This window comes from Leifsonia lichenia (assembly GCF_054780215.1).
The window spans coordinates 312361-336092 of the sequence record NZ_BAAGWT010000004.1; the positions used below are offsets into that span (position 1 = coordinate 312361).

Sequence of the window (23732 nt, forward strand, 5' to 3'; positions counted from 1 at the left end):
CACGAAAGGGACCAGCAATGACGCTCGACTCGACGATCCGCCCTGTGCCGTACGACCCTGAGCTCGAACCGGGGCTCGCGGCGTTCCTCGAACTGGTGGAGGGCATCCCGTTGCGCGCGGACACCATCCTCGCCAACCGCGCGCACTTCGCCACGATCATCCCGCCGGTCGAGGCGCAGGTCGCCGGGCGCGCGGTCACGGCGGAGCACAGGGTCATCCCCGGTCCCTCCGGCGCGCCGGACATCGAGATCACCATCGTCCGGCCGCAGCAGGCGTCGGCCGAGCGGGCGTCGGCCGAGCGGGCACAGGATGCGCCAGGCGTGCTGAGCATCCACGGCGGAGGGCAGGTGCTGGGCACGCGCTTCTTCGGCACCGGTGAGCTGATCGACCTCGCGGAGCAGTACGGCGCCGTCGGCGTCGCCGTCGAGTACCGGCTCTCCCCCGAGCATCCCGGCACGGCGGCAGGAGAGGACTGCTACGCCGCCCTCCGCTGGTTCGCGGCGAACGCGGAAGAGCTCGGCGTCGACCCCGCGCGCATCATCGTGTCTGGGGCGAGCGCAGGCGGCGGCCTGTCGGCGGCCGTCGCGCTGATGGCGAGGGACAGGGGCGGTCCCGCGCTCGCCGGACAGCTCCTCAACTGCCCGATGCTCGACGACCGCAACGAGACCGTCTCCAGCCATCAGTACGACGGCATCGGCGCCTGGGACCGCAACAACAACGACACCGCGTGGGATGCGATCCTCGCCTCCGACCGGTTCACCGACCGGGTGTCGCCGTACTCCGCGCCCGCTCGGGCCGCCGACCTGTCCGGCCTTCCCCCCGCATACATCGAGGTCGGCGCAGCCGAGGTGTTCCGCGACGAGTCGATCGCGTACGCGCTCCGGATCTGGGCGGAGGGCGGGCAGGCAGAACTCCACGTCTGGTCCGGCGCGTACCACGGCTTCTCCGGCTTCTCGCCGGATGCCATCGTGTCGAGGGCGGCCATCGACGCCAGGGAGAGCTGGCTCCGCCGGACCATGCGCGTCCCGGCATCCCCGCCTGCCGGATGACCTCGCCGTCTCCCGCCGCCGCGTCGACGTCGGTCGCACCCGTGATGAGCGTGCGCCGCAGCATCCTGGTGCTCGGTCTGCTCGAGGCCTTCGGGCCGCTGTCGATGGACCTGTACCTGCCGCAGTTGCCGCAGCTCGCCGCCTCCCTCGGCACCAGTGACGCGCTCGCCCAAGCGACGATGTCGGTCTGCATGATCGGACTCGGCGTCGGCCAGTTGGTCGCAGGGCCGCTCAGCGACCGGTACGGTCGACGCCGACCGCTGCTGATCGGCGTCGCCATGTTCACGCTGTTCTCGCTCGCCTGCGTGCTGGCCCCGAACATCCAGGTGCTGCTCGTCGCCAGGCTGCTGCAGGGGCTCGCAGGATCGGCGGGACTGGTGATCACGATGGCGGTCGCGCGCGACATGTACAGCGGCGTCGACCTCTCACGGATGCTGTCGCTGCTCGCCGTCGTCAGCGCATCCGCCCCCATCGTCGCTCCGGTCGTCGGCGGCACGCTCGCGCTCGTGATGGGCTGGCGCGGGATCTTCCTGGTGCTGACCGGTATCGGCCTCGCCCTGTTCGTCATCGCCCTCACCGGCCTGACGGAATCGCTTCCACCCGGGATGCGGCACAGCGGCGGCCTGCGGACCACCGCGACCCACCTGCGCGAACTGCTGCGCGACCGGCTGTTCGTCGTGATCGTGATCGCCGCCGCCGCCGGGGGCGCCGCGTTCTTCGCCTACCTGTCGATGTCGAGCTTCGTGCTGCAGGACCAGTACGGCCTCAGCCCGCAGCTCTTCAGCCTGTTCTTCGCTGTGAACGCGCTCGCCAACCTGCTCGGCGCACAGCTCAGCCGCCTGCTCGTCCGGGGCCTCGGACCGGCGAGGATGTACCTCACCGGCCAGGTGGCGACCGCGGCGGCCGCCCTGCTGCTGCTCTGCTCCGTGCTGCTCGGCTGGGGTCTGCCCGGCGTCTTGGCGTCGCTCGCGCTGTTCCTGTTCTCGTCGGGCGTCGGCGGGCCGAACGGCACCACGCTGGCCCTCGGCTCCCACTCGGCGCGGGCTGGCACGGCGGCGGCGGTGCTCGGCACGGTCACGTTCACGGTCGGGCCGATCGTCGGGCCGTTCGCGTCGCTCGGCGGTTCGACGGCGATCGCGATGGCGCTGACGGTGGCCGTGGCGGCGGTGATCGCCGGGGTGCTCGCCTGGGCGATCGTGCCGCGCCTGCTCCGCGCTGCGGTCGCTCCCCGCGCCGATGTCGGTCCCCCGGCGGCGGTCACTCCCCCGACAGAATGAACGCCGCCGCCTTCTCGCCGATCAGCACGCTCGGCGCGTTGGTGTTCCCCGTCGTCACCCGCGGCATGATCGACGCGTCGGCAACGCGAACGCCGTTCAGCCCGTGCACCCGCAGCCGCGGACTCACCACGGCCTGCGCATCCACCCCCATCGCGCACGTCCCCACCTGGTGGTGGTAGGTGACGGCGGTGGAACGCACGTAGTCGACGAGGTCGTCGCCGTCGCCGATGTCCGGGCCGGGGTACAGCTCTGTCGCACCCCACGCGGCTAGCGCCGGACGCGCGCCGATGCTGCGGCACTGCCGCACCGAGGCGACCAGGGAGGCGACGTCGTCGGCGTGGCCGAGCGCATCCAGGTCGATCAGCAGCGGGTCGTGCGCGCCAGGACCGGAGAGCGTCACGCTGCCGCGCGCCTTCGGAGAGACGATCCCGGCCATCAGGCTGAACCCGTCTGCCGGTCCCGTCATGCCGTCCTGGTACATCGGGACGGAGAAGTGGATGGGCTGGGTGTCCGGCACGTCGAGGCCGGGATCGGACCTCCAGAACAGGTGCGACTGGGTCACCGAGACGCCCTCCCGTGGCGCACCCACCTCGCGCTCGGTGGCGAAGATGACCGGGGAGAGCAGGTGGTCGTGCAGATTCTTCCCCACCCCTGGCAGGTCGACGACCGAGTCGATGCCGACGGCCGACAGCTCGCCGGCCGGACCGACGCCCGAGCGCAGCAGGATGCGCGGCGAGTCCAGCGCGCCCGCGCACAGCACGACCTCGTCCGCGCGCAGCTCCTGCACCTCGCCGTCCTGCTCGAACACGACGCCGACCACGCGCGGCAGCCCGTCGTCTCCGTCCTCGATCAGCAGGCGGTGCACCCAGCATCCCGTGCGCACGTCCACGCGGTCGCGCACCGGCTTGAGGTAGGCGAGGTAGGTGTTGAGCCTGTGGCCGTCGCGCACGGTGATCTGCTGCTGCGAGACGCCGTCGAGGTGGTCGCCGTTGTAGTCGGGATTGTGTTCGAGACCCTCCTCGACCGCGGCGTCGATGATCGACTGCTGGATGGGGTCGATGGCGTAGTCGTCCGTCACGTCGAGCAGGCCGTCTGCCCCGCGCAGCTCGGATGCGCCGCCGGAGAACCGCTCGATGGCCGTGTAGACGGGGAGCACGTCGCTCCACGCCCAGCCGTCGTTGCCGAGCGACGCCCAGTGGTCGAAGTCGGCGGGGGCGCAGCGCACCCAGATCATCGCGTTGAGCGCGTGCGAGCCGCCGAGCACCTTCCCGCGCGGCAGGTGCAGCCTGCGGCCGGCCGCGTGCGGCTGCGGCACGGTGAAGTAGTCCCAGTCGTCGGCGCTGTGCCAGAGCTCGCCCATCCTGCTGGGGTCGTGGATGGCCGGGTTGGTGTCCTCTCCGCCCGCTTCGAGCACGGTCACGGCGACACCGGCGTCCGCCAGGCGCCTGGCGACGACGGACCCGGCAGAGCCCGCTCCGATGACGATCACACTGCGGGCCGCCTGCGCTGCCTGGCCATGCGCATCCACTGTCTCCACCATGGTTCCTCTCCCTCGAGTCCTCCCGAGGGTCGCACGGCACGCGCACGCGGGGGAACGCCGCGCGGCCGACCATTCGCTCACCGACAACGCTCGTGCCTCACCGGTCAAGACACCGTGCGGCCGCCGCACGGATACTGCTTGCGTGGGCGTCCATCGGCGGCGGCCACGCGTCTCGTCCGGCTACGCAAAGGAGCACGAAAGTGGCCACCAAACTGTTCATCGACGGCGAGTGGACGGAAGCGTCCGGCGGCGCCATCGCCACCATCGACCCCGCAACGGAGCGGGTCATCGAGGAGGTCGGCACCGCATCCCGTGCCGACGTGGATGCGGCGGTCGCCTCCGCCCGCGCCGCCCTCGGGAAGGCCGAATGGGCAGGGCTCCTGCCGATCCAGCGCGCTGCGCTGCTGTTCCGCCTCGCCGACCTGATCGACGAGCACCACGACGAGCTCGCCGCCCTGGAGACGCGCGACCAGGGCCAGCCGCTCGGCATCTCCAAGATGGTCAGCGTCACCGGGGCGGCGGAGCACTTCCGTTACTACGCCGGCTGGGTCACGAAGATCCAGGGCACCGTCAACCCGGTGTCGTTCCCCGACACCCTGCACTACACGCGCCGCGAGCCTGTCGGCGTGAACGCGCTGGTCACGCCGTGGAACTTCCCGCTGATGATCCTCGCCTGGAAGCTCGCCCCCGCGCTCGCCACCGGCAACACCGTGGTGATCAAGCCGAGCGAGGTCACCCCGCTCACGAGCATCCGGCTGGTCGAGCTGTGCGCGGAGGCCGGCATCCCGAGCGGCGTGGTCAACCTGGTGACCGGCGACGGCGCGACAGGCGCGCTGCTCAGCGAGCACATGGATGTGGACCACCTGTCGTACACCGGGTCCACCGCCGTCGGCCGCATCATCACCCGCGCGAGCGCAGACTCCAACCTCAAGCGCCTCACACTGGAGCTGGGCGGCAAGGCGCCGTCGATCATCGCCGCGGACGCCGACATCGACGCGGCGGTCGGCGGCAACATCGCGGGCAGCATCCTCAACTCCGGCCAGGTCTGCGCCGCGTACACGCGGTTCTACGTGGACAAGAAGCGCGAGGCCGAGTTCGTCGAGAAGCTCGCGGGCGGCGTCGCAGGGCTGCGTCTCGGCAATGGCCTGGAGGAGGGCGTCGACCTCGGCCCGCTCGTCTCCGCGAAGCACCTCGGGCACGTCGAGCGCCTGGTGGAAGTCGGCAGGCAGCAGGGCGCAGAGCTGATCACCGGGGGTGCCCGCGCCGACCGCGACGGCTACTTCTTCACGCCGACCGTGTTCGCGGGAGTGACCGACGAAATGACGATCATGCACGACGAGATCTTCGGTCCCGTCCTCTCGATCACCAGCTACGAGGACGAAGACGAGCTCGACGCGATCATCGCGCGGGCGAACGACACCGAGTACGGCCTTGCGGCGACCGTCTGGACCAAGGACATCGCCACCTCGCAGCGCCTGGCCAACGGCATCCGCGCCGGTGCGGTGTTCGTGAACATGCCGTCCATCCCCGACATGGCGGCGCCCTGGGGCGGCTACAAGGCGAGCGGCTGGGGCCGCGAGATGGGCCCGTGGGCGATCGACGCGTACACCGAGACGAAGTCGGTCTGGCTGCACTACTGACGCCACGAACGAGTGGTCCCGAATTGCCGCGTGTGGATGCGTTCCCGCGGCAATTCGGGACCACTCGTTTGTGGGAGTGGGGGGGGGTGGGGGGCGAGGGGGGCTAGTCGTAGATGCGGGCGAGCTCGCGCTCGATCGGGACGATGACCTCGGGGTTCTCTGGCGCCTTGGCGCCCGGCAGGTAGCGCACGGAGTGCAGGGTTCCCGTGAACGGGAACGACCTGCGCTGCTCGTAGACGTCCCAGTCGACCGGGCCGCCGCGATCCACGCCGACGCTGATGCCGGTGAAGGGCGCCATCCCGACGAGCTGCAGCACCGGCCCGAGCGTGGCGACCCGCGCAGCGCCCGCCTCCGCCGCGCCCGCCTCCGCCGCGCCCGCCGCGACCGCGCCCGCCTCCACGCCGATCAGCCACCGGATGCCCGGGAGCGCCTCGAAGCGCAGCGTCACGTCCTGCACGCCCTGGCCACCCAGCGCGGCAAGCGGCACCGCGACCCTGTGCATCCTGCCGTACTCGTTGTACGCGAGCGTCAGCGCCCCGTCCGACACGCGCAGCACATAGCCGCCGCCCTGGTCGCCGTGGGCGACGAGCGTGCCCTCCCCCGAGGCGAGATCGGCGCGGACGACGACGTCGAAGCTGCGCAGCTTGGTGAGCTTGCTCGCACGGAACCGCTCCAGCGTCGGCGTCCCAGGGTGGAGCGTCACGGGGCGTTCCAGCTCCAGCTCGGTCGACGGCCGGTGGGTGAACAGCGAACCGTCGTCGCCGAGCGGGAACACCGTGTTCCACCACCCTGCCGCACGCCACTTCTCCGCCAGTTCTGCGACCAGCCCGGGATGCGTCCCCGCCAGGTCGACGCGCTCGGTCGGGTCGGCGTCGAGGTCGTACAGCCGCCACTCGGCGTCGGTGAATGCGTCGGCCCAGTGGTGGTCGGTGACGATCTTCCAGTGGCCGCTCACGAACGCCCGGTTGCCCGCGAACTCCGAGTACTGCTCGGTGCGCACCGCCGGAGCGGACGCATCCCTCAGCACACTGTCGAACGGCACGCCGTCGACCTCCCTGGCCGCCAGACCGGCACGGGAGGAGAGGGGCGCGACCCCGGCGAGCGAGAGCAGCGTCTGACCGAGGTCTGTCACGTACGCGTACTGGTCGCGCACCCCGGTGTCCCCGGCGGCGCGCGGCAGCCCGGCCGGCCAGGAGACCACGAGGGGCACGCGGATGCCGCCCTCGTACGTCGCGCCCTTGTAGAGGCGGAACGGCGTGTTCGACGCGTACGCCCAGCCGGCCGGGTAGTGCGCGAACACGCGCGGGCCGCCGATCAGCTCGGGGTCGCGGTCCACGTCGCGCTCCCAGTCGGAGGGGAGACCGGCGAGCTGCACGAACTGGCTGAAGTAGCTGCGGGTGCCCTCGGTGCCGCCCTCGCCCGTGCCGCCGTTGTCGGAGGCGACGACGATGATCGTGTTCTCGTACTCGCCAGACGCGCGCAGCGCATCCACCAGTCGCGCGAGGTTCTGGTCGACGTTGTCGACGGCCGCAGCGTAGACCTCCATGTAGCGGGCGAACAGCGCGCGCTGCTCGTCGCTGAGGTCGTCCCACGCCGTCACGGGCGCCAGCGGCTCCTCGTTGCGGGGCGCGGGGATCGTCTGCGGCGGGAACAGCCCGTCGCGCACCTGCCTGGCGAACCGCTCCGACCGGATGTGGTCCCAGCCGCGCTCGTACGCGCCGCGATACGTCGCGATGTCCGCGGCCTTCGCCTGGATCGGGCCGTGCACGGCGTGGTGGGCGAAGTAGAGGAAGAACGGCTTGTCGTCGTCGTTGGCGCGCAGCCCGCGGATCATCCCGATGGCGCGGTCGGTGAGGTCGTCGGTCAGGTAGTAGTCGTCCGGGAACTCGTCGACCGTGACGGGGCTGTTGTCGCTGACCAGCCGGTGCGGGTGGAACAGCGTGGTGAAGCCGTCCATCGAGCCGTAGTAGCGGTCGAAGCCGCGCTGCAGCGGCCAGGACGCCTTGTCTGCTCCGTCGTGCATCTTCGACTCCGTGGTCAGGTGCCACTTGCCGACCATGAAGGTCGCGTACCCTGACGCGCGGAACGACTCGGCGATGGTCGGCACGTCGTCCGCGATCTCCATCACATAGCCGGGGAACCCCGGATCGGCGTGCACCACCGACGCGAACCCGGCGCGATGCGGATTGAGCCCGGTGAGCAGAGCGGCGCGCGCCGGGGAGCAGACCGGAGTGGAGTGGTAGTTCGTGAACCGGTAGCCGGTCTCCGCGAGCCCCTGCACGGCCGGGGTGGCGATCTCGCTGCCGAACGGCGACAGGTCGCTGAAGCCGAGGTCGTCTAGGAGCACCACGATCACGTTCGGCGCACCCTCCCGCGCACGCACGCGCGCCGGCCAGGACGGCGTGGATGCGCTCGCCGTCTCCGCGACGAAGCCGCCGAACCGCTCGTACCCTCTGCTCGCCCGCGGCGCTCCGTTGCCTGCCGCCGCGCTCACGCCGCCTGCTCTCGCAGCTTCAGCCAGGCCGCACGCCGGGCGGCCTGCCCGGCAGGGTCCGCCACCGGCGACGCCATCAGCAGCCGCTTGCTGTATGGATGCTCCGGGTCGCGCGTGACCTGCTCGCCGTCTCCAGTCTCGACGATCTCCCCTCGGTACATCACGGCCACACGATGGCAGATCCTGCGCACGACTCCGAGGTCGTGCGACACGAACAGGTAGGAGACACCTGTGTCGCGCTGAAGCTCGATGAACAGGTCGATGATCGTCGCCTGCGTCGTGAGGTCGAGCGCGCTCACCGGTTCGTCGCAGACGATCAGCCGTGGACGCCGCACCAGGGCGCGGGCGATGGCGATGCGCTGCCGCTGGCCGCCGGAGAACTCTTTCGGGTAGCGGTCGATGACGGTCGACGGGAGCTTCACCCTGTCGAGCATGTCGGCGACGGTGGCGCGCGCATCCCGTCGGCTCGTCCCCGCGGTCGCGAGCGGTTCCGCGAGGATGTCGCCGATCGTCATGGCCGGGTTGAGCGAGCCGTACGGGTCTTGGAAGACCACCTGGATGCTCGACGCGAGCGCCCGTCGCTTGGCGCCTTTCAGATGGGTGATGTCCTCGCCGTCGAACCGGATCGTGCCGCTGGCGACCGGCACGAGGCCGAGGATCGCTTTGCCGAGGGTGGACTTGCCGGAGCCGGACTCCCCCACCAGGCCGACGCACTCGCCGGCGCCCACGTCGATCGAGACCTCTTTCAGGGCGCGGAACGATCCACGCCGGGTGCCGTAGTCGACCACGACGTTCTCCGCCGTGAGCAGGGGGGTCGGCTGCGGGAGAGTGTTCATGCGAGGACCGCCTTCCGCGGGTCGGTGGGTTCTGGCGCTGGGATGGACGCATCCAGTTGGGACCGGCTGGCTGCCCCGTCGAGGGAGGCCGCGATCAGCTCGGCCGTGTACGGGTCGGTCGGCCGCGAGAAGATCCGGTCGACCGTCCCCACCTCCACGATGCCGCCGTCGCGCATCACCACGACGCGGTCGCAGATGTCGGCGACGACTCCGAAGTTGTGCGTCACGATCACGAGCGCCATCCGGTACTCCTGCTGCAGTTCGCGCAGCAGCTCCAGCACCTCGGCCTGCACCGTCACGTCGAGCGCCGTGGTCGGCTCGTCGGCGACCAGCACCGACGGCTTGCCCGCGATGGCCCCGGCGATCAGCACACGCTGGGCCATGCCGCCGGAAAGCTGGTGCGGGTACGACTTCATCACCCTCGCCGGGTCGACGATGCCGACCTTCTCCAGCATCGCCAGGGCGCGCGCCTTCGCGTCCGCCTTCGACAGCTTGTGCACGGAGCGCAGCGGTTCGGTGAGCTGGTAGCCGATCGTGTACGACGGGTCGAGGTTCGACATCGGCTCCTGCGGGATGTATCCGACCTCGTGTCCGAGCAGCTTCTGGCGGTCCTTGTGCGGCATCCGGGTCACGTCGGCTCCGCCGATCCACAGGGCATCGGCGCTGTACTCCCCGCCAGCGGGGAGCAGATCGAGGATCGAGAACACCGTCTGCGACTTTCCGGATCCCGACTCGCCCACGATGCCGAGCACCTCGCCTGGCGCGACGTCGAGGGTGATGCCGTGCACCACCTCGATGGTGCCTCCATCCGGTGTCGCGTAGTTCACCCGCAGGTTCTGCAGTTGCACGGCCGAGTCGGCCGACTTGTGGGCGATGGAGCCCGTGGACGACGTGATCGTCTCCGGCTCCGCGCCGGAGCGGCTGCGGCGTGAGTGCTTCTTCCGCCTGCCGATGGGCGTCCGCACGCTCACCACGTCGGCGAGCGTCGAGCCGAGGATCGCCAGCGCCGCGATGGTGATGCCGAGCGCGAGCGACGGCCAGAGCAGCAGCAGCGGGTTGGTCAGCATGTTGCGGAAGCCCTCGTTCATCATCGCGCCCCAGCCGGGCGTCTTGGCCCCGCCGATGCCGAGGAACTGGAGCCCGGCCTGCATCCCCATCGCCATCCCGGCCGTCAGCGCGGTCTGGATGATGACGGGCGCGTACACGGCCTTCACGATGTGCTTCGTCATGATCCGCGCGTTGCCGAGGCCGGAGACCTTGGCGGCGTCCACGTACGGCTCGTTGCGGACCGCGAGCACGGTCGAGCGGGTGAGGCGGAAGTAGCCGGGCGCCATGAACACACCGAGCGTCGCCATCAGCACGGTGAAGTCGTTGCGCGTGCCTGCGGCCACGATGAGCAGGATGATCATGGCGGGGATGGCCTGCAGCGCGTCGCTCACCCAGGTGGCTGCGCGGTCGAAGAAGCGGCCGTAGTATCCGGCGGCCAGACCGGCGGGCACGCCGACGACCACGGCGACGAGGATGGTCACGAACGCGCCCCACAGGGTCGACTGCGTTCCCCAGATCAGGCGGCTCAGCACATCCCTGCCCGCGCTGTCCCCGCCCAGTGGATGCGCGGGGCTCGGCGGCGCCTTCGTCAGCGCGAGGTCGACGAAGTTGGGGTCGTGCGGCGACAGCAGCGGGGCGAAGAACGCCACCAGCAGCACGAGCACGAGCACGGCGAGGGAGATCGCGCCGGCGGGTCGCTTGATGAAGCGGACGAACGTGGAGCCGCGGCGGCCTGCGCGCGGGTCGATGATCACTTCGGTCGGCGTCGTCATTGCACTCGCGCTTTCGGGTTGATCCAGCCGAGCGCCACGTCGAGGACGAAGTTCACGATCACCACGAAGATGACGGTGACCACGGTGATGCCGAGCAGGATGGGGATGTCGCCGTTCTGCGAGGAGCCGCTGGTGAGCGCTCCGATGCCGGGCAGGGAGAAGATCTGCTCCACCACGATCGCGCCGCCGAGGAGGCCGACGAACATGAGGGCGAGCACGGTGAGGGATGCGGGGGCGGCGTTCCTGATCAGGTGCACGACCACGCGCGGCTGGGAGAGACCGCGGCTGCGCAGGGTGCGCACGTAGTCCTGGTTGTTCGCGGAGATGATCGCGTTGCGGAGCTGTTCGGCGATCATCACGATGGCGCCGAGCGAGAGGGCGATCGACGGGAGGGTGATCGAGCGGAGCCAGCCGTCGATGCTGAGCGACGGCTGCACATACCCGACGGCGGGGAACCAGTGCAGGTTCACGGCGAACCAGATGACCAGCACCAGGCTGACCCAGAAGCCGGGGAGGGCGAACAGGATCACCGACGCCGCCTTGATGACCTTGTCGAGGATGGAGCCGGGTCGGAGCCCGGCCAGCACGCCGAACAGAGCGCCGAACACGGCGGAGAGCAGCGTGGCCGCGGTCACCACCGAGAGCGTGACGGGCAGCTTGATCGCGATCTGGGCGTTCACGGGCTGGAAGTTGCGCCACGAGGTGCCGAAGTCTCCGACGATCGCGTGCGACGCCCACTCCCAGAACTGCACGAGGAGCGGACGGTCTGTGCCGATCTTCGCCGCGAGCGCCGCCTGCTGGGCCGGTGTCGCCGACGTGCCGAGGAGCCCGGCCGTCGGATCGCCGATGGCGGCGTGGGCGAGGAAGAACGTGCCTGTCGCCACGACGAGCAGGAGGATCACGCCGGAGACGAGCCTCTTGACCGTGAATCTGATCATGTCTTGTCCTGTCGGAGCCTGGGTGGAACGGGTGGGGTGGAACGGGGATGGCGGGCCGCGCTCTCACGCGGCCCGCCTGGTGGTGCGTCAGCCCTTGACGGCGATCTGGCGCAGGGTCGGGAACATCATTCCGGTCACCGGGGTGATCTCGATGTTCGAGGTGGAGACGTAGCTGTTGTTCGCCTGGTACCAGACGTCGAACCACGCCTTGCCTGTCACGAGCGTGTTCAGCTTCTCGATCTCGGCGGTCTGCTTGCTCGGGTCGGCCGCGAGGACCTTCTCGACCTGGGCCTGCACATCCGGGAACTGGTCGACCTGGGGGGTCGGGTTGAACCACTGCGGCAGGTTGATCATGCGCTGCACCGTCGCGACCGGGTTCGAGTCCATCGCGAGGAAGGAGACGAACATCGGGTATGTCGGGGCGTTCTTCTGGTAGTCCATGTACTGCATGTCGTCCCAGGTGACCTTGATGCCGAGCTGACCGAACGTCTGGTCGACGACGGGCTGCCAGACCTGGAAGACCTGCGACATCGGCATGTGCAGTTCGAACCCGTTGGCGTATCCGGCGTCGGCGAGGAGCGACTTGGCCTTGTCGATCGAGAACGCGTACTTGCTGTTCAGGCTCTTAACGTTGCCCGGCGTGCCGTCGGGGAAGACCTGGTTGGACACCGCGCCGGCCCCGCTGCCGACCGACTTCAGGATGCTCGCACCGTCGAACGCGTAGTTCAGCGCCTGGCGCACCTTCTCGTTGCCGAGCGGCTTGAACTTCTCACCTGCGCGGTCGGTGAACTGCAAGCCGACCCAGCCGGAGACCTTGGCCGCGACGTTCCAGTTGTTCTCCTTGGCCTGCTTGAGTGCGGTGTCGTCGGCGTAGTTCACGTTGATCTGACCGGAGGCCATCGCGTTGTCGCGGGCCGTCGCATCCTGGATCGGGTAGATCGCCAGCGGGTCGAACGGGAACTGCTTCGCGTCCCAGTGGTTCGCGACCTTCTTGAAGTGGTACTCGGAGCCTGCGACGCTCGACGACTCGAGCGTGTACGGTCCGGAGCCCTCCGGGGTCTTCGCGAGCGTGCCGGCTGCGATGGCCTTGGGCGCCATCATCCAGCTTCGGCCGATGCCCATGAAGTAGAGGAGGGTGTCGTCGCGCTTGGTGAGGTCGATCTCCAGCGTCTTGTCGTCGACCGCCACGAACTTCGAGACGTTCTCGTAAGCCTCGCCGGAGCGGGCGCCCTTCTTCAGGTAGTCGAGGCTCTTCACCGCTGCTGCCGCGTTGAACGCCTCTCCGTCGCTGAACTTCACGCCGGTGCGGAGGGTCATGGTGACCTTCAGGAAGTCGTCGGAGACCTTCCAGGAGGTGGCGAGGGCGGGGGTGGGCTTGCCGTCCCCGTCGACGCTGACCAGCGGGTCGTAGACCGCCGACAGGTACGGGCCGTCGAATCCGATGTCGGCGAGGGAAGGATCCCAGCTCGTCACATCGGCGAAGTTCCCGATGTTGAGCGGGCCGCCGGACGCGCCGGTCGTGGTCTTCGTGTCGCTTCCCCCGGAGCCGCACGCGGTCAACGCAAGCGCGGTCACGGCGGCGACAGCCACCGCGATCAATGCTTTCTTCATGTCTTCTTCTCTCGGTTGGCAGGGCAGGAGGTGGAACTTCATTTCGCACGCTGCGCAGGCGTACGACACAGCAGTTACTGATCCGGTCGTCAACCGAGGTTGGCTACACATCGCTGTGTCGTGGCGGTAATTCTACAGTTGTTGACAAGAAAAACAACCTGTGGAGAAAAACGGGGTGAGACGAGCTTTTCACGACTCGCTCCGTCCGCGAAATCGCGAAGGTGTACGGGATGATATACGATTCCCCCATGGCTGCCCCCGCGGGCAGAACCTCCGACGACGAAGGGACCACCCGGTGCTGGAAGACTCGACCATCCACTCGATCGCGGACGAACTGGCCGCAGCAGAGCGCGACCGCGGAACCGTCCCCCTCCTCACCGCCCGCCATCCGGGAATGACCGTCGAGGACTCCTACGCGGTGCAGAACGTGTGGAAGGAACGCGGCATCGCGGCCGGCCGCCGCCTGGTCGGCCACAAGATCGGCCTGACCTCCAAGGTGATGCAGCAAGCCACAGGGATCACAGAGCCCGACTACGGCGTGATCTTCGACGACATGGTGTTCGAGACCGGCTCCGTCATCCCGTTCGACGCGTACTCCAACGTGCGCATCGAGGTCGAGCTCGCCTTCGTGCTCGGCCGATCGCTCAGTGGCCCGGACTGCACGCTGTACGACGTGCTCGACGCCACGAACTACGTCGTGCCCGCGCTCGAGATCCTCAGCTCGCGCATCGAGATGCAGGGCCGCACGATCGTCGACACCATCTCCGACAACGCGGCGATGGGCGGCATGGTCGTCGGCGGCCGCCCCGTGGCAGTGGATGCGGTCGACCTGCGCTGGGTCTCCGCCCTCCTCTACCGCAACGAGACCATCGAGGAGTCCGGCGTCGCCGCCGCCGTACTCAACCACCCGGCCTCCGGCGTCGCCTGGCTCGCGAACAAGCTCGCCGCCCACGGCACGACGCTCGACGCCGGCGAGATCGTCCTCGCCGGATCCTTCACCCGCCCGATGTGGGTGGAGCGCGGCGACACCGTCCACGCCGACTACGGAACCCTGGGAGCCATCACATGCCGATTCGTCTAGACCCGACGCCCACGCTCGCCGACCGGCTGCGCACTGCATCCCGGCCACAGTTCGGCATCTGGGCGTGCTCCGGCAGCGCGCTCGTCGCGGAGATCTGCGCGGGAGCGGGTCTCGACATCGTGCTGATCGACGCAGAGCACTCCGCCAACGGGCTCGAGTCGATCCTCGCGCAACTCCAGGCCGTCGCCGCGTACCCCGTGACCCCGCTGGTGCGGGCGCCGATCGGCGACACCGTGATCGTGAAGCAGCTCCTCGACATCGGGGCGCAGAACCTGCTCATCCCGATGGTCAACGACGCTGAGCAGGCGGCGGCCATGGTCTCTGCCGTGCGGTATCCGCCCGCCGGGGTGCGCGGCGTCGGAAGCTCGCTCGCCCGTTCCGCCCGCTGGAACAGGATCGACGACTATCTCGGGCGCGCAGACGGCCTCGTCTCACTGTTTGTGCAGATCGAGACCGTGGACGGGCTGGCCAACGTCGCCGAGATCGCCGCGGTCGACGGCGTGGACGGGCTGCTGGTCGGCCCAGCCGATCTCGCCGCATCCATGGGCCTGCTCGGTCAGCAGACGCACCCAGACGTGATCGCCGCCGTCGAGACCGCCATCGCCGCAGGCGTCGCCGCAGGCAAGCCGGTGGGCGTGAACGCGTTCGACCCGGCCGCCGCCGACCGCTACCGCGCGGCCGGTGCCCGCTGGGTGCTCGTCGGCGCCGATGTCGCGCTGCTGGCCCGCGCCTCCGAGGCACTGGCCGACCGGTACATCGGCGGAGGATCGGATGCGGTCCGCGCGAGCTACTGACCGCCTCCCGAGCGCGGCGGTCGGCGGCACTGGCGCAGCCATTCCAGATCGTATACAATCTCAGATACAGTCACCGATGACGAGGAGATCCACCCCGTGAGCGACATCAGCCTTCCCGGCAAGATCATCGCCGTGCACCTGAACTATCGTTCCCGTGCAGCGCAGCGCGGTCGCACACCGGCCACGCCGTCCTACTTCCTCAAGCCCGCCTCCTCGATCGCTGCCTCCGGCGCGGAGCTGGAGCGCCCCGCCGGAACGGAACTGCTCGCGTTCGAGGGCGAGATCGCCCTCGTCATCGGCCGCCCGACCCGCCGGGTCTCCCCCGAGGACGGTTGGGCCGCGGTCTCCGGCATCACCGCGGCCAACGACTTCGGCGTCTACGACCTCCGCGCCGCCGACAAGGGCTCCAACGTGCGCTCCAAGGGAGGCGACGGCTTCACGCCGCTCGGCCCCGGCATCATCCCGGCCTCCTCCGTCTCCCCCGACGCACTCCGCGTGCGCACCTGGCTGAACGGCGACCTGGTGCAGGAGGGCACGACGGACGACCTGCTCTTCCCGTTCGGCCAGCTCGTCGCCGACCTCTCGCAGCTCCTCACCTTGGAACCGGGCGACGTCATCCTCACCGGCACCCCCGCCGGCTCGTCGGTGACCCAGCCGGGCGACGTGGTCGAGGTCGAGGTGGATGCGCCGACGGCTCCGGATGCGCCGAGCACCGGCCGCCTGGTCACCCGCATCACCGAGGGCACCGTGCCGTTCGGCGACTTCGGCACCAAGCCTGCTGTCGACGACCTGCAGCGGTCGGAGGCATGGGGCTCGCCCGGCTCTCCGGCCTCGCCCGGCTCTCCGGCCTCGCCCACCGTCGCCGATGCGCCGCGCCCGTTCGAACTGACCCCCGAACTCCGCGACAAGCTCGCGGCCGTCTCCACCGCCACCCTCAGCTCCCAGTTGCGCAAACGCGGCCTGGACAACGTCTCGATCGACGGCCTCACCTCCACGAGGCCGGACGCCAAGCTGATCGGGCGCGCCAAGACCCTGCGCTACATCCCGAACCGCGAAGACCTGTTCGCGTCGCACGGCGGAGGCTACAACGCGCAGAAGCGCGCCTTCGACGCCCTCGGCCCCGGCGACGTGCTCGTCATCGAGGCCCGCGGCGAGCGCGGCAGCGGCACGGTCGGCGACGTCCTGGCGCTGCGCGCGCAGGTCACCGGCGCGGCGGGCATCGTCACGGACGGCGGCGTGCGCGACCTCGCCATCGTCGCCGCGCTCGACCTCCCCACCTATCACGCCGGCGGTCACCCTGCCGTCCTCGGCCGCAAGCACGTGCCGTGGGATGCGGACATCACCGTCGCCTGCGGCGGCGCCGCCGTGCAGCCGGGCGACGTGATCGTCGGCGACGCCGACGGGCTGCTCGTCATCCCGCCAGGGCTGGTCGAGGAGGTCGTGGCGGACGCGCTCGAACAGGAGCGCGAAGAGGAGTACATCGCCCAGCAGGTCGCTGCCGGCGAACCGATCGACGGGCTGTTCCCGATGAACGCCGAATGGAAGGACAGGTACCGCGCGTGGCTGACACAGCAGTAGGCGCCGCGAAGACGGCGACCCCGAGCAAGTCCCAGCTCGCGTACGACTGGATCAGGGCCCGCATCGACGACGGCAGGTACGTCTCCGGGTTCCGGCTGGTGCTCGGGCAGATCGCCGGAGAGCTCGGCATCAGCGTCGTTCCCGTGCGCGAGGCCATCCGGCGGCTGGAGGCGGAGGGGCTGGTGACGTTCGAGAAGAACGTCGGCGCCCAGGTCGCCCTGCTGCAGGACACCGAGTACACGTACACGATGGAGACCCTCGCCCTGGTCGAGGGGGCGGCGACCCAGCTCTCCGCTCCCCTGCTCACCGGAGACCACATCTACCGGGCCAGGTCGATCAACCGCGAGATGATCGCGTGCCTCGACGACTTCATCCCGCACCGGTTCACGCAGCTCAACCAGGAGTTCCACGCCGTGCTGTTCGAGGAGTGCCCGAACCCGCACATCCTGGACCTGGTGCACCGTGGCTGGAACAGGCTGCGCGTGCTGCGCGACTCCACGTTCGGGTTCGTCCCCGGCCGCGCCCGCGAGTCCGTCGAGGAGCACGAGCAGATCCTGCGGCTGATCGAGAACGGCGCGGAGCCGCTGGAGATCGAGCTGACAGCGCGCCGCCACCGTCTCGCCACTCTGGATGCGATCCACACGTACCAGGACGAGCACAAGCACCCGCACACCTGATCCCCCACCGCATCCGCTGCATCACCGCATCCCTACATCCACTGCATCCACTGCATCCACTGCATCACCGACCGCCGAAGGAGGCGCGCGTCCCATGGCGCAGCACTACATTCCGGAGAATCTCCCCGACAGGATCCAGCACTTCATCGACGGCCGGTTCGTCGACAGCGTCTCAGGCGCGACATTCGACGTGCTCGACCCCGTGTCGAACCAGACGTACGTCACCGCTGCCGCAGGGCAGAAGGAGGACATCGACCTCGCCGTCGCCGCCGCCACCCGCGCCTTCCAGGACGGCCCGTGGCCGCGCATGAAGCCGCGCGAGCGCGCCCGCATCCTGAACCGCATCGCCGACGCCGTCGAAGCCCAGGATGCCCGCCTCGCCGAGCTGGAGACCTTCGACACCGGCCTCCCCATCACCCAGGCGCTGGGCCAGGCGCAGCGCGCGGCCGAGAACTTCCGGTTCTTCGCCGACCTGATCGTCGCCCAGTCGGACGACGCGTTCAAGGTTCCCGGCGCGCAGCTCAACTACGTGAACCGCAAGCCGATCGGCGTCGCCGGTCTGATCACCCCGTGGAACACGCCGTTCATGCTGGAGAGCTGGAAGCTCGCTCCCGCGCTCGCCTCCGGCTGCACCGTGGTGCTGAAGCCCGCAGAGTTCACGCCGCTGTCCGCGAGCCTGTGGGCGGAGATCTTCCGCGGCGCCGGAGTGCCGGACGGCGTGTTCAACCTCGTCAACGGCCTCGGGGAGGAGGCGGGCGACGCGCTCGTCAAGCACCCGGATGTCCCGCTCATCTCGTTCACGGGCGAGAGCCGGACCGGCCAGCTCATCTTCGGCAACGCCGCCCCGTACCTCAAGGGTCTCTCGATGGAGCTCGGCGGCAAGTCCCCCGCCGTCGTCTTCGCCGACGCCGACCTCGACGCCGCCATCGACTCGACCCTGTTCGGCGTGTTCTCGCTGAACGGCGAGCGCTGCACCGCCGGCAGCCGCATCCTGGTCGAGCGCAGCATCTACGACGATTTCTGCGCACGATACGCCGCCCGCGCCGCGAACATCGTGGTCGGCGACCCGCACGACCCGAAGACCGAGGTCGGCGCGCTCGTGCACCCGGAACACTACGACAAGGTGATGAGCTACGTCGAGATCGGCAAGCAGGAGGGCCGGCTGCTCGCCGGAGGCGGCCGCCCGGAAGGCTTCGACACCGGCAACTACGTCGCGCCGACCGTGTTCGCCGACGTTGCTCCGGATGCGCGGATCTTCCAGGAGGAGATCTTCGGTCCCGTCGTCGCCATCACCCCGTTCGACAGCGACGAGGAGGCCCTGGAGCTCGCGAACGGCGTGCGCTACGGCCTCGCCGCGTACATCTGGACGAGCGACCTGAAGCGCGCCCACACCTTCGCCCAGAACATCGAGGCCGGAATGGTGTGGCTGAACTCGCACAACGTCCGCGACCTGCGCACCCCGTTCGGCGGCGTGAAGGCGTCCGGCCTCGGCCACGAAGGCGGCTACCGCTCGATCGACTTCTACACCGACCAGCAGGCCGTGCACATCACCCTCGGCCAGGTGCACACGGCCCGCTTCGGCGCCAACTGACTCACACCCCCTCGACGAAGAGAAAGCGAAACACCCCGATGACCACCACCGCCATCCCCACCCCGAAGGCGACCCCGCCGGACATCGTCCGCTGCGCGTACATGGAACTCGTCGTCACCGATCTGCAGGCCAGCCGCGACTTCTACGTCGACGTGCTCGACCTCGTCGTGACCGAGGAGGACGAGAACGCCGTCTACCTGCGCAGCTTCGAGGAGTTCATCCACCACAACCTCGTGCTGCGCAAGGGCCCTGTCGCCGCCGTCGCCGCGTTCGCCTACCGCGTCCGCACCCCGGAAGACCTGGACCGCGCCGTCGAGTTCTACACCGAGCTGGGCTGCCGCGTCGAGCGCAACGCCTCCGGCTTCACGAAGGGCGTCGGCGACAGCGTGCGCGTGGAGGACCCGCTCGGCTTCCCGTACGAGTTCTTCTACGACGTGCAGCACGTCGAGCGCCTCGCCTGGCGTTACGACCTCTACACGCCTGGCGCGCTCGTCCGCCTCGACCACTTCAACCAGGTGACCCCCGACGTCCCGCGCGCCGTCAAGTACATGGAAGACCTCGGCTTCCGCGTGACGGAGGACATCCAGGACGAAGAGGGCACGACGTACGCCGCGTGGATGCGCCGCAAGCCCACCGTGCACGACACCGCGATGACAGGCGGCGACGGCCCGCGGATGCACCACGTCGCGTTCGCGACCCACGAGAAGCACAACATCATCGCCATCTGCGACAAGCTCGGCGCCCTGCGCCGCAGCGACGCGATCGAGCGCGGCCCCGGCCGCCACGGCGTCTCCAACGCGTTCTACCTGTACCTCCGCGACCCGGACGGGCACCGCGTCGAGATCTACACGCAGGACTACTACACCGGCGACCCCGACAACCCCGTCGTCACCTGGGACGTCCACGACAACCAGCGCCGCGACTGGTGGGGCAACCCCGTCGTGCCGTCCTGGTACACCGACGCGTCGCCGGTGCTCGACCTCGACGGCAACCCCCAGCCGCTGACCGCCCGCACCGACGACTCCGAGATGGAGGTCACGATCGGCGCAGACGGCTTCTCGTACACCCGCAAGAGCGAGGAGCAGGAGGAGAAGGGCTTCAAGCTCGGGGCCCAGGTCTAGACCGGAGTCGCTCGATCGTCGCCGGAGGTTCGGGGGCAGCACGGATGCAGCCCCCGAGCCTCCGGCGTTACCTTTGGTGCCACAACGCCGACCTCCGCCGACGCTGCACCATTCGATCGGAGCGTCAATCATGGGCTGGATCACCAAGAACCTCACCGCTCGCACAGCGGGCACCCCTCTCGCGGTCTACGAACCGACCGCGTACCTGTTCGCGCAGTACACCAGGCATGTCGTCTTCCAGGGCTTCAGCTACGCCGGGGGCGACAACGGGCATCTCTACGAGCTGTACTGCTCGAACAGCGACGACTGGCACGTCAAAGACCTCACCACCGAGGCCGGCGCACCAGCGGTCGCGACCGTCGCCAGCGGCTACATCTTCGCCACGGAAGGCTCCCAGCACGTCGTCTATCAGGGCATCCGGTTCGACGGCCACGTGCACGAGCTGTGGTGGGCGGGAGACGGCTGGCAGCACAACGACCTCACCGTCGCCGGGCACGCGCCGAACACCCAGTCGGCGCCGTTCGGATTCGAGACGCACTACGACGGCACGCAGCGCGTCGTCTACCGGGGACGCGACTCGCACATCCACCAGCTCTCCAACAGCACCAACGGCTGGCACGACATCGACATCAGCGCCGCGACGGGCAGCCCGGCGACGTCCGCCATCGCGGCTCCGACCGGATACTCGTTCGAGGCCCAGGGAACGGCGCACGTCCTCGCGCGGACGGAGGACGGCCACATCCTCGAGTACTGGCAGGATGCGTCGGCTTGGCACTGGGGAGACCTCACGGTCTCAGCGGGCGCCCCTCCGGCCTACGAGTCCGACATCGTGCGCGGTTACGTCTACCGAGGCGAGGGGTCGCAGCACGTCGACTACGTGGGAGCCGACCAGCACGTCCACGAGCTGTGGTGGGATGCGGCGGGCTGGCATCACAACGACCTGACCGCCTCCACCGGGGCGTCCCCTGCAGCGCTCGGCTCGCATCCGTTCGGCTACGCGTTCGAGTCGCAGTCGCGGCAGCCCGTCGCGACGCAGCACGTGATCTATCAGGGCTCGGACCGCTACATCCACGAGCTGTGGTGGGATGCGAGCGGCTGGCACGTCAACGAGCTGACCTCGGCGGCGGCGCAGTCGTTCGCGACCAACAGCGACGTGCAGGCGTTCGTCGAACCGGACAACGCGAGCCAGAACGTCTACTACCAGTCCGACGCGCACCAGATCATCCAGCTCCGCTGGACGCCCTGACCGATCGAGCGCGCAGGATGCGGGACCCAGGCCGCCCTAGAAGACGACGTCCGCCGCCCGCACGGCGTCGAACGTCTGGCCGGGGTAGCGCAGGCCGGAGAAGTACTTGTTGGTGTGCGCGACGATCTGCTCGGCGGTGATGGCCACACCGTCCCACTCGGCGTCCGTGGTCGTGTGGGCGTCGCTCACCAGCGTGACGTCGTACCCGCGCACCGCCGCGCTCTGCGTCGTGGTGCGGACACAGTAGTCGGACTGCGCGCCCGCGACGACGATGCGGGTGACGTCGAGTCCGTCGAGCAGTTCGTCCAGGTCGGTGTCGGCGAACGCGTCGCGGTACTCCTTGCGCACCAGCGGCTCGCCGAGCGCGCGGGAGAGCCCGTCTGCGAGCTCCCAGCCCGGCGTGCCGTGCGCGTGGTCCCCTTCGTCCTGCACCCAGATGATCGGCACTCGTTCGTCGCGCGCCCTGTCGACGAGGCTGGCGGTGCGCTGCACCACGCCGTCGGCGTCGTAGCAGTCCGCGATCACCCCGCTCTGCAGGTCGATGACGACGAGGACGGTGGGGTTCACTGATGCGCGCACCCCCTCATCCTGCCGCATGGCACCGACGCTCCGCCGCCCAGCGGGTCGGTCAGAACGTCTCCACGTACTCCTCAGGCGGGCCCAGCTCCGGTTCCCGACGGAACTCGACCGCCGTGCCGGAGTGCTCGAGTTCGAGCACTGTCACCGCGTTCTCACCTGCCACCAGCAGCGGCGCAGGGACGTAGAGCGTGACCTGCGGCCCGATCTCCCAGTAGCGCCCGATGAGGAAGCCGTTCACCCAGACGAAGCCCTTGCCGAAGCCGGGGAGCGCGAGAAAAGCGTCCGCCCGTTCGTCGCCGCCGACGACGAAGCGCGCTGTCGCGAATCCCGGTGCCTCCGCATCCCGTGGGGGCGCTGCCGCGACGAAGCCCGCGAGGTCTCCCGTCGTCCACTCGTCGAGGGGAAGACCACGCGCCGTCCAGCCGTGCACCAGCCTGCGGCCGATCTGCACGCCGCCGAGAACGCCCTTCCCCTGGCCGAGCAGCGGGCCGTAGTTGATGCGCCCCTGGTTCTCGACCAGCAGCTGCAGCACGACGGGAGCGCCTGCGCCTGTCACCTGGATCGAGCCGTCCTCCTCCAGCGTCCCGCGCAGCACGCCGTCCACGAACACCTGCGCGCGGTCGTGCAGGCCGCGAACGGCGATCGTGTTCTCGCCGCGCGGCAGCCGCGGGTTGGCACTGTAGAGCACCAGCCCGGATGCGATGCCCAGCTCCTCGAAGCTCGGGGGCGCCGCACGAACCGCGGTGGCCGGCGCGGTCTCCAGCGCGTCCAGAAGCGCGGAACCCGCCGTCACGGGCACGGCCATCGGAGCCAGGATGCGCGGATCCGCCGGCACGGGAGGAAGCGCCCCGTGCGCCCCGTCGTTCGTGCGAACGGCCGCGAACCGTTCCCGGAACGCGTGGAACTTCTCCGTCACCGCGCCGTGTTCGGCGATCGGAGCATCCGAGTCGTAGCTGGTGATCGTCGGCTGCAGGCGTCCGTCGTGGTTGGCGCCGGCCCAGAGCCCGAAGTTGGTGCCGCCGTGCGCCATGTAGAGGCTCACCGAGCCGCCGGCCTCCAGGATCTCGTCCAGCGTCGCGTCAGCGCTCGGCACCGTGCGCACGTGGTGCAGCTCGCCCCAGTGGTCGAACCAGCCGTTCCAGAACTCGGCGCAGAGGAACGGCTCGCCGTCGCGCCGGGAGCGCAGCAGCGCCGACGCCTCCCCCGCTCTCGATCCGAACGTCGCCGTCGCCAGCACCCCCGGGATGCTCCCCCCGTCGAGCATGAGGTCGGTCGGGCCGTCCGCCGTGTACAGCAGCTCGGTCACCCCGCGCCCGGCCAGCGCGTCGCGCAGCCAGCCCAGGTAGGCAGCGTCGTCGCCGTAGCTGCCGTACTCGTTCTCCACCTGCACGGCCACGATCGGACCGCCGTTGGACGCCTGCAGCGCCGCCAGGCGGGGGACGAGGTCGTCGAACCAGGCGGACACGGCAGCCAGGAACGCGGGCTCCGAGCTGCGCGCGCGCATCCCGACCCTCGCGGTCAGCCACGCGGGCAGGCCGCCGTTGTCCCATTCGGCGCAGATATACGGCCCCGGCCGCACGATGACGTCGAGGCCGACGTCTCCCGCGAGCCGCACGAACGCCTCCAGATCGCGCCAGCCATCGAACGACGCTGGGCGGTCCTCGTGCCGCTGGTGGAAGTTCCACGCCACATACGTGTCGACCGTGTTCAGCCCGAGGGCGACCAGCCGTTCCAGCCGGTCGCGCCACTGCTCCGGATGCACGCGGAAGTAGTGCATCGACCCGGACAGCACGCGGTGCGGCACTCCCCCGCGCAGCAGCGCGCCGCCCTGGTAGCTCAGCAGAGCCGCGCCGGTCACGA

At 69.7% G+C, this 23732-nt stretch carries 18 protein-coding genes; 10 read left to right on the plus strand and 8 right to left on the minus strand.

Going from position 1 to position 23732, the window contains the following annotated elements:
* The first annotated feature begins 17 nt into the window (after positions 1-17).
* Both ACYVGI_RS11960 and ACYVGI_RS11965 read left to right on the plus strand, forming a co-directional pair.
* Positions 18-1049 (plus strand): alpha/beta hydrolase, encoded by a 1032-nt coding sequence (locus tag ACYVGI_RS11960; protein ID WP_460632829.1) that lies wholly within the window; start codon positions 18-20, stop codon positions 1047-1049.
* The gene (locus ACYVGI_RS11965) at positions 1046-2326 is read left to right on the plus strand and encodes a multidrug effflux MFS transporter (RefSeq protein ID WP_460632830.1); all 1281 of its coding nucleotides are present in this window, start codon (positions 1046-1048) and stop codon (positions 2324-2326) included. Before ACYVGI_RS11960 ends, ACYVGI_RS11965 begins: the two co-directional genes overlap by 4 nt.
* Here ACYVGI_RS11965 and ACYVGI_RS11970 read toward each other — a convergent pair.
* Positions 2307-3866, minus strand: a complete 1560-nt coding sequence (locus ACYVGI_RS11970; protein WP_460632831.1) for a GMC family oxidoreductase — start codon at positions 3864-3866, stop codon at positions 2307-2309. The genes ACYVGI_RS11965 and ACYVGI_RS11970 overlap by 20 nt on opposite strands.
* Positions 3867-4066: 200 nt before the next feature.
* Between ACYVGI_RS11970 and ACYVGI_RS11975 the strand changes: the two genes are divergently transcribed.
* On the plus strand, positions 4067-5506 hold the full coding sequence (locus tag ACYVGI_RS11975; RefSeq protein WP_460632832.1) for an aldehyde dehydrogenase family protein: 1440 nt from the start codon (positions 4067-4069) through the stop codon (positions 5504-5506).
* 103 nt (positions 5507-5609) lie between these two features.
* Here the strand turns inward: ACYVGI_RS11975 and ACYVGI_RS11980 are convergent, their stop codons facing one another.
* The 5 genes from ACYVGI_RS11980 to ACYVGI_RS12000 all read right to left on the minus strand — a co-directional run bounded on the left by ACYVGI_RS11980 (position 5610) and on the right by ACYVGI_RS12000 (position 13205).
* Entirely contained in the window at positions 5610-8000 is a 2391-nt protein-coding gene (locus ACYVGI_RS11980) for an arylsulfatase (protein ID WP_460632833.1), read from the minus strand.
* Positions 7997-8836, minus strand: a complete 840-nt coding sequence (locus ACYVGI_RS11985) for an ABC transporter ATP-binding protein (protein ID WP_460632834.1) — start codon at positions 8834-8836, stop codon at positions 7997-7999. The genes ACYVGI_RS11980 and ACYVGI_RS11985 overlap by 4 nt, the downstream gene beginning before the upstream one ends.
* On the minus strand, positions 8833-10656 hold the full coding sequence (locus ACYVGI_RS11990) for a dipeptide/oligopeptide/nickel ABC transporter permease/ATP-binding protein (protein ID WP_460632835.1): 1824 nt from the start codon (positions 10654-10656) through the stop codon (positions 8833-8835). The genes ACYVGI_RS11985 and ACYVGI_RS11990 overlap by 4 nt, the downstream gene beginning before the upstream one ends.
* Complete coding sequence (locus tag ACYVGI_RS11995; RefSeq protein ID WP_460632836.1) at positions 10653-11594, minus strand: ABC transporter permease; 942 nt, start codon at positions 11592-11594, stop codon at positions 10653-10655. The genes ACYVGI_RS11990 and ACYVGI_RS11995 overlap by 4 nt, the downstream gene beginning before the upstream one ends.
* A gap of 87 nt (positions 11595-11681) precedes the next feature.
* Positions 11682-13205, minus strand: a complete 1524-nt coding sequence (locus ACYVGI_RS12000) for an ABC transporter substrate-binding protein (protein ID WP_460632837.1) — start codon at positions 13203-13205, stop codon at positions 11682-11684.
* 295 nt (positions 13206-13500) lie between these two features.
* Here ACYVGI_RS12000 and hpaH point away from each other — a divergent pair, with 295 nt between their 5' ends.
* From hpaH to ACYVGI_RS12035, 7 genes are all read left to right on the plus strand, one after another.
* The gene (gene hpaH / locus ACYVGI_RS12005) at positions 13501-14286 is read left to right on the plus strand and encodes a 2-oxo-hept-4-ene-1,7-dioate hydratase (RefSeq protein ID WP_460632838.1); all 786 of its coding nucleotides are present in this window, start codon (positions 13501-13503) and stop codon (positions 14284-14286) included.
* Positions 14271-15080, plus strand: coding sequence for an HpcH/HpaI aldolase family protein (locus tag ACYVGI_RS12010; protein WP_460632839.1), 810 nt, complete (start codon positions 14271-14273; stop codon positions 15078-15080). Before hpaH ends, ACYVGI_RS12010 begins: the two co-directional genes overlap by 16 nt.
* A gap of 96 nt (positions 15081-15176) precedes the next feature.
* Positions 15177-16658, plus strand: a complete 1482-nt coding sequence (locus ACYVGI_RS12015; protein ID WP_460632840.1) for a fumarylacetoacetate hydrolase family protein — start codon at positions 15177-15179, stop codon at positions 16656-16658.
* Positions 16640-17335: a GntR family transcriptional regulator gene (locus ACYVGI_RS12020; RefSeq protein WP_460632841.1), complete on the plus strand. Its 696-nt coding sequence runs from the start codon at positions 16640-16642 to the stop codon at positions 17333-17335. Before ACYVGI_RS12015 ends, ACYVGI_RS12020 begins: the two co-directional genes overlap by 19 nt.
* Before the next feature lie 94 nt (positions 17336-17429).
* A complete protein-coding gene (hpaE, locus tag ACYVGI_RS12025; RefSeq protein ID WP_460632842.1) occupies positions 17430-18926 on the plus strand; it encodes a 5-carboxymethyl-2-hydroxymuconate semialdehyde dehydrogenase in 1497 nt (498 codons plus the stop codon).
* Between the two features lie 38 nt (positions 18927-18964).
* Entirely contained in the window at positions 18965-20047 is a 1083-nt protein-coding gene (gene hpaD, locus ACYVGI_RS12030) for a 3,4-dihydroxyphenylacetate 2,3-dioxygenase (protein WP_460632843.1), read from the plus strand.
* 130 nt (positions 20048-20177) lie between these two features.
* Complete coding sequence (locus tag ACYVGI_RS12035; protein ID WP_460632844.1) at positions 20178-21293, plus strand: PLL family lectin; 1116 nt, start codon at positions 20178-20180, stop codon at positions 21291-21293.
* A 36-nt stretch (positions 21294-21329) separates the two neighbouring features.
* Here ACYVGI_RS12035 and ACYVGI_RS12040 read toward each other — a convergent pair whose 3' ends face one another.
* Both ACYVGI_RS12040 and ACYVGI_RS12045 read right to left on the minus strand, forming a co-directional pair.
* The gene (locus ACYVGI_RS12040) at positions 21330-21872 is read right to left on the minus strand and encodes an isochorismatase family protein (RefSeq protein WP_460632845.1); all 543 of its coding nucleotides are present in this window, start codon (positions 21870-21872) and stop codon (positions 21330-21332) included.
* Between the two features lie 49 nt (positions 21873-21921).
* On the minus strand, positions 21922-23730 hold the full coding sequence (locus tag ACYVGI_RS12045; RefSeq protein WP_460632846.1) for a glycoside hydrolase family 35 protein: 1809 nt from the start codon (positions 23728-23730) through the stop codon (positions 21922-21924).
* Between the last annotated feature and the right edge of the window lie 2 nt (positions 23731-23732).